11 protein-coding genes and 1 pseudogene are annotated in these 9,719 nt (G+C 71.0%); 5 read left to right on the top strand and 7 right to left on the bottom strand.

Annotated elements, in window-relative coordinates; genetic code table 11:
• A pseudogene (locus JHN63_RS53345) lies at positions 1-312 on the bottom strand (hypothetical protein); the annotation flags it as partial.
• 118 nt (positions 313-430) lie between these two features.
• The gene (locus tag JHN63_RS40620; protein ID WP_200690136.1) at positions 431-943 is read right to left on the bottom strand and encodes a DinB family protein; all 513 of its coding nucleotides are present in this window, start codon (positions 941-943) and stop codon (positions 431-433) included.
• A gap of 94 nt (positions 944-1,037) precedes the next feature.
• On the opposite strand from JHN63_RS40620, the gene JHN63_RS40625 reads away from it, so the two are divergent.
• Complete coding sequence (locus JHN63_RS40625; protein ID WP_200690146.1) at positions 1,038-1,949, top strand: Gfo/Idh/MocA family protein; 912 nt, start codon at positions 1,038-1,040, stop codon at positions 1,947-1,949.
• Here the strand turns inward: JHN63_RS40625 and lnt are convergent.
• Both lnt and JHN63_RS40635 read right to left on the bottom strand, forming a co-directional pair.
• Positions 1,867-3,441, bottom strand: a complete 1,575-nt coding sequence (gene lnt / locus JHN63_RS40630; RefSeq protein ID WP_200690137.1) for an apolipoprotein N-acyltransferase — start codon at positions 3,439-3,441, stop codon at positions 1,867-1,869. The two genes, JHN63_RS40625 and lnt, sit on opposite strands and share 83 nt — an antisense overlap.
• A gap of 77 nt (positions 3,442-3,518) precedes the next feature.
• Positions 3,519-4,010: a nuclear transport factor 2 family protein gene (locus JHN63_RS40635; RefSeq protein ID WP_200690138.1), complete on the bottom strand. Its 492-nt coding sequence runs from the start codon at positions 4,008-4,010 to the stop codon at positions 3,519-3,521.
• Between the two features lie 125 nt (positions 4,011-4,135).
• Between JHN63_RS40635 and JHN63_RS40640 the strand changes: the two genes are divergently transcribed.
• Complete coding sequence (locus tag JHN63_RS40640; protein WP_200690139.1) at positions 4,136-4,789, top strand: SDR family NAD(P)-dependent oxidoreductase; 654 nt, start codon at positions 4,136-4,138, stop codon at positions 4,787-4,789.
• 91 nt (positions 4,790-4,880) lie between these two features.
• Here the strand turns inward: JHN63_RS40640 and JHN63_RS40645 are convergent, their stop codons facing one another.
• The 3 genes from JHN63_RS40645 to JHN63_RS40655 all read right to left on the bottom strand — a co-directional run bounded on the left by JHN63_RS40645 (position 4,881) and on the right by JHN63_RS40655 (position 6,522).
• Complete coding sequence (locus tag JHN63_RS40645; RefSeq protein WP_200690140.1) at positions 4,881-5,060, bottom strand: hypothetical protein; 180 nt, start codon at positions 5,058-5,060, stop codon at positions 4,881-4,883.
• Between the two features lie 109 nt (positions 5,061-5,169).
• Complete coding sequence (locus JHN63_RS40650) at positions 5,170-5,493, bottom strand: hypothetical protein (RefSeq protein WP_200690141.1); 324 nt, start codon at positions 5,491-5,493, stop codon at positions 5,170-5,172.
• A 153-nt stretch (positions 5,494-5,646) separates the two neighbouring features.
• Positions 5,647-6,522, bottom strand: a complete 876-nt coding sequence (locus JHN63_RS40655) for an undecaprenyl-diphosphate phosphatase (protein WP_200690142.1) — start codon at positions 6,520-6,522, stop codon at positions 5,647-5,649.
• 319 nt (positions 6,523-6,841) lie between these two features.
• On the opposite strand from JHN63_RS40655, the gene JHN63_RS40660 reads away from it, so the two are divergent.
• Genes JHN63_RS40660 through JHN63_RS40670 form a run of 3 tightly spaced genes read left to right on the top strand, consistent with a single transcriptional unit; the run spans position 6,842 to position 9,665 of the window.
• The gene (locus JHN63_RS40660; RefSeq protein WP_200690143.1) at positions 6,842-8,017 is read left to right on the top strand and encodes a Gfo/Idh/MocA family protein; all 1,176 of its coding nucleotides are present in this window, start codon (positions 6,842-6,844) and stop codon (positions 8,015-8,017) included.
• Positions 8,014-8,940 carry a PmoA family protein gene (locus JHN63_RS40665; protein ID WP_200690144.1) on the top strand — a complete coding sequence of 309 codons (927 nt, stop codon included), beginning with the start codon at positions 8,014-8,016 and terminating at the stop codon, positions 8,938-8,940. The genes JHN63_RS40660 and JHN63_RS40665 overlap by 4 nt, the downstream gene beginning before the upstream one ends.
• Positions 8,934-9,665, top strand: a complete 732-nt coding sequence (locus JHN63_RS40670; RefSeq protein ID WP_200690145.1) for a cupin — start codon at positions 8,934-8,936, stop codon at positions 9,663-9,665. Before JHN63_RS40665 ends, JHN63_RS40670 begins: the two co-directional genes overlap by 7 nt.
• Positions 9,666-9,719: the final 54 nt, after the last annotated feature.

The following is a 9,719-nucleotide window of genomic DNA, read 5'->3' on the forward strand; positions in this document are numbered from 1 at the left end:
GTGCTGGTGCGAGCGGGGGACCGGTGTCGGTACCGGTGCCTGGGCCGCCCGCGGGGGCGGGGCCGGTGCGTGGTGCGGTGGATGCGTGGCCGGTCCGGGGCGGTGGGACGGGTCGATCATTTCCAGCGCCTCCCGCGCCGGGGCCTGTACGACCTGCGGCTCCATGCTGCCGTCCGGACGCGGCACCGACGCATGGGACGGTACGGCCGGGGGAGCGGGGGCCACCGGCCGCTGGACCGTCACACAGCCGGAGAGGGCCGAGACAGCCACGGTGACCAGGAGCGTTGCGGTGGTGGTCGTCGTTCGATGCACCCGCGCAACTCTGCTGGTTCCGGCCCCGTTCGGGACAGCGGACGGGCGGATGATGCCCCACACGGGTGATCTCCGACCCCTTAAGGACGGCGCGCGCCCCGCTCCGGGTGACGTGACGTCAGTCGCCGGTCTGCCCGTCGATCCGCTCGCGCAGCAGATCGGCGTGGCCGTTGTGCCGGGCGTACTCCTCGATCATGTGCGTATAGATCCAGCGCAGGTTGAAGCGCTCGCCGGTGCGCCGGTGCTTGCCCACGGAGACGTCGTCCAGGGTGAAGCGGGCCGCGATCTCGCTCGCCGCCGCGATCTCGGCCCGCCAGGTGGCGTGGGCCTCCGCCCAGGTGTCCGCCTCGGTGAGATGGAAGTCGCCGTCCGGGTCCTCGTCGCTGAAGTAGATCGGGCCAAGGCCCTCGTCCGCCATGACATTGCGGAACCAGCCCCGCTCCACCTCCGCCATGTGCCGCACCAGACCCATGAGCGACAGCGTGGACGGCTCCACGGACGCGGTCCTCAACTGCTCGTCGGTCAGACCCTCGCACTTCCAGGCCAGGGTCTCCCGGTGGTACGTGAGCCAGCCCTCCAGCATGGTGCGTTCGTCGGCGGTGGTCGCGGGTTCACTGCGCTCGATGGTCATCCTCGCATCCTCCCGCGCCCGGTCCGCCCGCACCAGCGGATATCCCCCGCCGTATGCTTCCGAGGTACCGCCGGACAAGCGCCAGGGAGACTCCGTGAAGGTCGGCTGCATCGGACTCGGTGACATCGCGCAGAAGGCCTACCTGCCCGTTCTCGGCAGCCTGCCCGGGGTCGAACTGCACGTGCAGACCCGCACCCCCGCCACTCTCGCCCGGGTCGCGGACGGCCTGCATCTCCCGGCGGACCGGCGGCACACGGACCTCGACGCACTCCTCGCGCAGGACCTCGACGCCGCGTTCGTGCACGCCCCGACGAGCGTGCACCCCGAGATCGTGACCCGGCTCCTGGAGGCGGGCGTGCCGACGTACGTCGACAAGCCCCTCGCCTACGAACTCGCCGACTCCGAGCGGCTGGTGGTGCTCGCGGAGGAGCGGAACATGTCGCTCGCGGTCGGCTTCAACCGCCGCCACGCCCCCGGGTACGCGCAGTGCGCCGACCACCCGCGCGAACTGATCCTCATGCAGAAGAACCGGATCGGGCTCCCCGAGGAGCCGCGCGCGATGATCCTGGACGACTTCATCCACATCGTGGACACCCTGCGGTTCCTGGTGCCCGGGCCGATCGAGGACGTGACCGTGCGCGCCCGCACCCAGGACGGACTGCTGCACCACCTCGTGCTCCAGCTCTCCGGCGACGGCTTCACCGCGATCGGTGTGATGAACCGGCTCAGCGGCTCGGTCGAGGAGATCCTGGAGGTCTCCGGCCAGGACACCAAGCGTGAGGTCCGCAACCTCGCCGAGGTCGTCGACCACAAGGGCCAGCCGACCGTACGACGCCGCGGGGACTGGGTGCCGGTGGCCCGGCAGCGCGGCATCGAGCAGGCCGTGCTCACGTTCCTGGACGCCGTACGCGCCGGAAAGGTGCTCAGCGCCCGGGACGCGCTGGCGACTCATGAACTGTGCGAGCGGGTGGTACGAGCGGTCGCGGACCGGTCCGCCGCAGCCTGAGCGCCACGGTCCCCTCCCCGACGCACATCGCCGCGAGCACCAGCAGCGCCAGGCCCACCGGCCAGGCGCCGTAGCGGACGTACGGGGTGATGCCGTGCGCGAGCGGGATGTCGTAGACCTGGGTGGTGCTCTTGTCCGTGCCCAGCCAGGAGCCGATGCGCTGTCCGCTCGGGCCGTAGACGGCGGAGACGCCGGTCAGGGTCGCGTGGACCATCGGGCGGCCGGTCTCGGCGGCGCGCAGGGCGGCCAGGGTGGCGTGCTGCTCGGGGGCCCAGCTGTTCTGGAACGACGAGGTCGACGACTGCGCGAGGAGGACGTCCGCGCCGTCCTGCGCGAGATGCCGGCTCATGTCGGGGAACGCGGTCTCGAAGCAGATCAGCGGGCCGATGCGCAGCCCGTGCCCCACGTTCATCACCACCTGCTCGGTGCCGTGCCTGCGGTCCACGCCCGCCGCCTTGCCGACGGAGGTGGCCCAGCCGAGCAGCGAACGGAACGGGATGTACTCGCCGAAGGGGACCAGCCGCATCTTGTCGTAGCGGTCACCGGTGAGACCGTCCGGGCCGACCAGGATCGAACTCTTGTAGATGCCGGGCTTGTCGGAGCGCTCGGCGTCCACGTTGACCAGGATGTCGGCGCCGGTCTCCTTGGAGAGCGCGGCGATACGGCGGGCGAGATCGGGTCGCTTGGTGAGGTCGAAGCTGACGCTGCTCTCGCCCCAGGCGATCAAGTCGACGTCCTGACCGGCGAGTTGGCGGGTGAGCTGCTCCTCGCGGTCGAAGCGCCGCTCGCCGCTCTCGTCGCCGGCGACGACACCCGGCTGTACGACGGCGATCCGCACCCGGCCGTCGACGTCGGGGCGCGGTGACCACACCCAGACGGCGGAGGTCACGGCGGCGGTGGCGACCAGTCCCGCGACGGCGGGCACCCGGACCGCGCGCACCGCGACGAGCACGGCGACCGCGACATTGACGGCCACCACCAGGAAGCTCAGCAGCCACACCCCGCCGACGGACGCGAGCCGCAGGGCCGGCTCCACCTGCCACTGGGTGGAGCCGAGCAGACCCCACGGGCCGCCCAACCCCTGCCAGGACCGCACGAGTTCGACCATCAGCCAGCCCGAGGGCAGCACCAGCATCGCGGCCCCGCCTCGCCCCGGCGACGGCACGCCACCGAGGAAACGGTGCACCAGCCAGCCCCACGGCGCCCACAGCGCGCCCAGCAGTCCCGCGATGACCACGATGAACACGCTCAGGCTCGGCACCAGCCAGCTGTGCACGGCCAGCATGAACCCGAGCCCCCCGAACCAGCCGTCGTGGACCGCCCGCCGCCCGGTCGGCGCCGAGCGGGTCAGCAGGATCCAGGGGACGAGCGCGACGTAGGCGAACCACCACCAGGACGGTGCGGGGAACGCGAACACGGGCAGGGCGCCCGCGAGGACGGCGAGCAGGGAGCGCCGCCAGGGGGAGACGAGCCAGTCGCCGAAGTTCCTCATACGAACCCCCTACCCGCTGGTGGCTCCAGTGTGCGTGCCGCGGCCGATCCGGGTCGGCGGACGCCGAACCGGTCGTATCAGTTGACCACGGCTTCCGGACGCCGCTCGGGAAGGCGCCGCCACTTCTCCGCCACGACGACCTCGGTCAACCGCCAGCCGTCGTCCGTCCGCAGCAGCCCGAACGCGTACCGCCCGCCGCACACGAAGTCCGGAGCGGTGGACGTGTCGCCGTCGTCCTCCTTGGCGAAGCGCATCGGATTGACGTAGTCGGCCTGGACGCGCGCGGTGTCGTCGGTGTGCTGGTCCAGGGCGCCGAAACTGATCCGCCGGTTGACGATCAGGTGCTGCCGCATCGGGAACAGCTTCATGCTCTCCGCGAGCCATACGGCGATCTGTTCGGCGTTCCCCTCGATCCCTCCGGCGGACCGGTAGTCGGCACGCCCGTCCGTTGCGAACAGTTTGCGGTACGCCTCCCAGTCGCCGTCGTCGACCGCCACCGCGTATTCGGTGATCAGTTCGTCCACGGCCAGCCGGTCCATCACAATTGCCAGTTCCACACGCTGCGTCATCGGCTCAGTGTTGGCTACGGAGGGTGTCGCGCCAAGAGGGACGCGGGGACAAGGTGGGGAACATTCGGTTGTCTTCCCTGTTCTTCCCCGTTGCTCTTCCCCGTTGTCCGTCGTGAGGAGTGCTCATGAAACGTCTTGTCACGGTCGTCACCGGGGGCAGCCGGGGCATCGGCGCCGCGACCTGCCGGCGGCTCGCGGAGGACGGACACGACGTGGTGGTGGGACACCTCGGGGACGCGCGGGCGGCCGAGGACGTCGCGGAGGCGGTACGGCGGACCGGGGCCCGTTCGGTGTGCGTGCAGGGCGACACGTCGGTCGAGGCGGACGTCGAGCGGCTCTTCACGGCGGCGGAGCGACAACTCGGGCCGGTCACCGGGCTGGTGAACAACACCGGGGTGACCGGACCGTTCGGCCGCCTCGCCGACGCCGACCCCGCCGATCTGCAGCGGGTCGTCGAGGTCAACCTCCTTGGCACACTGCTGTGTTCACGCCGCGCCGCACGGGTGATGGCGGCACGGGGGAACGGCGTGATCGTGAACGTGTCGTCGTCCACCGACACCCCCGAAGACCAAGTCCACTACGCCGCGACGAAGGCCGCCGTCGACGCCCTCACCTTGGGCCTCGCCAAGGAACTCGCCCCCGACGGCATCCGCGTCAACGCGGTCGCTCCCGAACGCCCGGCCCGGCCGGAGGAGGTCGCTGCCGCGATCGCGTGGCTGATGTCGCCGGAGGCGTCGTATGCGACGGGGACGGTGCTGCGGGTGTCGGGCGGGAGATGAGCGGCGGGCTGCGGTCGCCCGGACCGGACTGCCCCAACTGCCTTTGATGTGAAGGGAATTCAGGCAGCCTCAGAGACAGTCTCAGGCGGCTTCAGGCGGCGGCGATGACCTCGTCACGGATCGCCGCGGCCCACTCGACCACCAACAGCTCGTATTCCTCCCGCTCTTGGGTGGAGAGCGAACCGCCCGCACGCAGCCAGAGTGCCCGGATCTGCTCGTTCACCTCGGAAGCAGACCGCACGGAACCAGGGGTTACGGAATAGGGGGACATGCGAACAGCCTAGGGGCAAGGACTGACACTGCGCTACCGGACGGCTACGCAGACCGTATGGGGTTGGTCACGGGCACGGCGAACCGGGCACGCGGCGCGGGCTGGACGCTCAGTCGACCCAGGTGACGACACACTGGGCGTGACGTGCGGCGGCTCCGTAGAACTCCCGCAGGGCGACGAAGTGTTCGGTCGGATGCTCCCGTACGTCACCGTCGAATCTGGCGCCGAATCCGCAGACGGCGGCGGCGACTTCGGGGGACGCCGGCAGGTCCGCGAGCAGGTCGCCGAGCCTGAGACGGTCCTGCGCGGCGGCGAGTTCGACGACCGCGGCGGTCCCGAGCGCCCGGGGCGGATCGCCGAAACCGTCGTACACCTCGTCGTGGTCCAGGAACCCCACGTTCCCGTCGGGATCGCCCGAGACGGCCGAATTCACGGCGCTGGACCAGCAGTTCGCGTGCGGGACGTCCGAGTGTCTCGACCGTTGCCGCACTAGGCCCGTGCCGCCTCCCGGGGCCTCCCTGAGCTGGTCCACCCTCTCCGCTCGGCCCACCCGCGCGCCCGCTCCGGCAGCACCGCCGGCGTCGGCTCAGCCCGCCGACTCCGCCGCGTGCGGGCTGAGTTCGCCCGCAGTCACCAGCGCGATGATGACGATGCCGAGGGCGATGCGGTAGTAGACGAACGGCATGAAGCTCTTGTGGGAGATGAACTTCATGAACCAGGCGATGACCGCGTACCCGACCACGAACGCGATCACCGTCGCGAACATCGTCGGCCCCCACGCGACATGCCCTTCCTCCGCCGCGTCCTTCAACTCGAAGGCGCCCGAGGCCAGTACGGCCGGCATGGCGAGGAGGAAGGAGTAACGGGCCGCCGCCTCACGGGTGTAGCCCATGAACAGACCGCCGCTGATGGTCGCGCCCGAGCGCGAGACACCCGGGACCAGGGCCATCGCCTGGCAGAGGCCGTACAGCAGGCCGTCCTTGGCGTTCAGGTCCTCAAGTGTCTTGCGCTGCTTGGGTGCCCGGTGCTTGCCGCCCGACTCGTCGCGGGCCGCGAGCCGGTCGGCGACGCCGATGACGACGCCCATCACGATCAGCATCGTGGCGGTGATCCGCAGATCGCGGAACGGCCCCTCGATCTGGTCCTTGAGCGTCACGCCGAGCACGCCGATCGGGATGGACCCGACGATCACCAGCCAGCCCATCTGGGCGTCGTGATCGCGCCGCATCTCCTTGTTCGTGAGCGACCGGAACCACGCGGCGAGGATCCGCCCGACATCCTGGCGGAAATAGATCAGCACCGCCGCCTCCGTGCCGAGCTGGGTGATCGCGGTGAAGGCCGCGCCCGGGTCCTCCCAGCCGGAGAAGGCCGCCGTGAGCCGCAGATGCGCGCTGGAGGAGACGGGGAGGAACTCGGTCAGCCCCTGGACGAGTCCGAGGATGAGGGATTCAAACCAAGACATGGAGTTACGGCGTCCAAGTGCTGATCGTGGAGGGGCAAAGGACACACCAAAACGCCGCGCGCGGTGAACGAGTGTGTGTGAGGGGCAGCGTAGCGTCCCGGTGTGACAGGCCCGACACAGGGGTTTCACGGTGGGCGGGCGACCCCGGATACGGAGGTTTCGTGGAGGTCGGGCGACTCCGGGCGCGGGGGTTTCACGGGCGCTCCCGCGACTCCGGGTGCGCGGTGTTGACCAGCTACGGGGGCGGCGCATACGTTGCAGCGGAGGAAAGCGCTTGCTGGACGCGCTCGCTGTCTCCGGAGGAGTGCTGATCACGCCCATGTCCACACCCGCCACCAACCCCGGGGCGTTCCAGCCCTTGCCGCCGCTCACCGGCCGCCGCATCAGGGCCGCCGTGGTCGGCGCCGGTGCCATCGGCCGCGGTTCCCATTTCCCGGCGCTCGCCCGGCTCGCCGAGGAGGGCGAGACCGAGGTCGTCGCGGCCGTTGACATCGATGCCACGTCGGTCGAGTCCTTCTGCGCCGAGTCCGGAATCCCGCACGCCTACACCGACCTGGAGCAGATGCTCCGGGAACAGCGGCCCGACCTCGTCACCATCTGCACCCCGCCCACCCTGCACCGCGCGCAGACCGTCGCCGCGCTGCGGGCGGGCGCCTGGGTGTGGTGCGAGAAGCCGCCGGTGCCGACGCTGGCCGACTTCGACGCCGTGGAGGACGAGGAAGGGAAGGGCGGGGGGCCGTACGCCTCGATTGTCTTCCAGCATCGCTTCGGCTCTGGCTCCCGGCATGTGCGTCGGCTGCTCGCCGAGCGGGCGATGGGGCGGCCGCTCGTGGCGCACTGCCAGACCACCTGGTACCGCGACACCGCTTACTACGCGGTGCCCTGGCGCGGTCGCTGGGCGACCGAGGGCGGCGGTCCCGCGATGGGGCACGGCATCCACCAGATGGACCTGCTGCTCGATCTGCTCGGGCCGTGGAGCGAGGTGAAGGCCATGGCCGGGCGGCTGGTCCACGACGTGGAGACCGAGGACGTCTCGACCGCCCTGGTCCGCTTCGCGAACGGCGCGCTGGCGACCGTCGTGAACAGCGTGCTGAGCCCCGACGAGGTCAGCCGTATCCGCATCGACTGCGAGCGCGCGACCGTTGAACTCACCCACCTGTACGGGCACAGCAACGACAACTGGCGGATCACGCCCGCCCCCGACGTGTCGGGCGACGAGGCCGCGGTCTGGCAGGACTTCGGGCCGGACGTGCCCAGTTCGCACGTGGAGCAGCTGCGCGAACTCGTCGTGAGCATGCGGGCCGGCGAACGGCCGCGCAGCAGCGGCACGGACGGGCGCACCAGCCTCGAACTGATCACCGCGCTCTACAAGTCGGCGTTCACGGACACGACCGTACGGGCCGGCGACATCGGCCCCGGAGACCCCTATTACACGGCGCTGCACGGCGGCGCCCCCGGCTGGGCGCCCGTGGCGCGCGAGGAGGTGTCGGCGTGACCGGCCTGCGTATCGTCCATGCCCACGACGACCGCGTCACGGTGACCGAACCGGCCACCGGCGTCGAGCTGTTCAGCTATGTGTACCGGCCCGAGGCCGCCTGGGAGGCGCCGAAGCCGTACCTCCACCCGATCCGGACGCTGGCCGGCGACGTCGTCACGGACTACCGGCCCAACGACCACCGCTGGCACAAGGGCCTCCAGTTCACCGCCTCGCACCTCTCGGGCCAGAACCTGTGGGGCGGCAACACATACGTTCACGGCGAGGGGTATCTCAAACTCCCGGAGCGGGTCGGGTCGATGGCCCATGTCGCCTTCGACGAGCTGTACGCGGACGCCGAGCGCCTCGTCATCGCCGAACGGCTCACCTGGCATCCGTACAGCGGCGAACTCTGGGCCGACGAGCGGCGCCGCATCGAGGTGCACGACGTCGACCCGGAGTCGGGCTCGTGGGCGCTGACCTGGACGAGCTCCGTGACGAACCGCCGTGACGAGCCGCTGCTGTTCGGCAGCCCGACCACCCACGGGCGCGAGGCGGCCGGCTACACGGGCCTCTTCTGGCGCGGCCCCCGCGCCTTCCGCGACGGCAGGATCATCGGCCCCGACGGAGAGGGCCCCGAGCTGATGGGCTCCCAGGGCCCCTGGCTCGCCGTCTCCGGCGAGCACGACGGCGCCGACGGCCACGCGACCGTCGTCTTCGCACACGCCCCCGAGAACGACCAGGCCGGCGCCGAAGGCACCCACCCCGCCCACTGGTTCGTACGCAACGAGCCCTTCGCCGGGATCGCCCCCTCCTTCGCCTTCTACGACGAGCTGCTGCTCGAACCCGGCGACACACTCACCCGGCGCTACCGGGTCGTCATCGCCGACGGAGCGTGGGAGCGGGAGGAGATCGCCAAGTACCTGGAGGCGCGGTCTTGGTGAGCGCGGAGGGTTTCGGTGGGCTGCCAGGGGGAGTCGCCGTCTCGCATCTCTCCGTCTACGACTGGCCCGCCGAGGTCGATGGTGACGACAGAGTGTGCGGCGGAACTCCCCATATGCACCTGACCTGTTCGGAGGGGTACGTCGTCACCGGCGGCCGGGGTGCGGTGCAGACGCTCACGACGTCCGGGTACGAGGTGACGCCGCTCGCGGCCGGAACGGTCGCCTGGTTCACGCCGGGCACCATCCACCGGCTCGTCAACGAGGGCGATCTGCGCATCACCGTCCTCATGCAGAACAGCGGGCTGCCCGAGGCCGGGGACGCGGTGCTCACGCTGCCGCCGGAGTACCTCACCGACCCGGAGACGTACGCCGCCGTCACTGTGATCCCGGCCGACGCGCCCGAGGCGGAGCAGGAACGGGTCGCCCGGGCCCGGCGCGACCTCGCACTGGAGGGCTACGAGGCGCTGCGCTCCGCCGAGGGCCCGCACGCGCTGGCCGCGTTCCACCGGGCCGCCGCCGCGCTGGTACGACCCCGGCTCGCGGAGTGGCGCGAGCGCTGGGAGCGGGGGGCGCGGGCCGCCGCCGCGGCCACGGGGGCGCAGCTCGACCGGCTCGACCAGGGCGACTTCTCGCACCTCGCCGACGCCGCCGTACGGGCCGAACAGCCTTCGGCGTACGGGAAGTTCGGGATGTGCGGGCGGCTGGACGTCTACAAGGGGGCGTAGGTCCGGATCTCAGGCCGCTGTCGGGCCTGTCACCGTCCAGCCGGGTGTCTGCGG

This window comes from Streptomyces sp. MBT65 (assembly GCF_016612545.1).
GTDB lineage: Bacteria > Actinomycetota > Actinomycetes > Streptomycetales > Streptomycetaceae > Streptomyces.

Coding starts and splice junctions, on each gene's coding strand:
- JHN63_RS40620 (WP_200690136.1), bottom strand. CDS start 943: ATGACCATCGAGCGCAGTGAACCCGCGACCACCGCCGACGAACGCACC.
- JHN63_RS40635 (WP_200690138.1), bottom strand. CDS start 4,010: ATGACGCAGCGTGTGGAACTGGCAATTGTGATGGACCGGCTGGCCGTG.
- JHN63_RS40645 (WP_200690140.1), bottom strand. CDS start 5,060: ATGTCCCCCTATTCCGTAACCCCTGGTTCCGTGCGGTCTGCTTCCGAG.
- JHN63_RS40655 (WP_200690142.1), bottom strand. CDS start 6,522: ATGTCTTGGTTTGAATCCCTCATCCTCGGACTCGTCCAGGGGCTGACC.
- JHN63_RS40640 (WP_200690139.1), top strand. CDS start 4,136: ATGAAACGTCTTGTCACGGTCGTCACCGGGGGCAGCCGGGGCATCGGC.
- lnt (WP_200690137.1), bottom strand. CDS start 3,441: ATGAGGAACTTCGGCGACTGGCTCGTCTCCCCCTGGCGGCGCTCCCTG.
- JHN63_RS40660 (WP_200690143.1), top strand. CDS start 6,842: ATGTCCACACCCGCCACCAACCCCGGGGCGTTCCAGCCCTTGCCGCCG.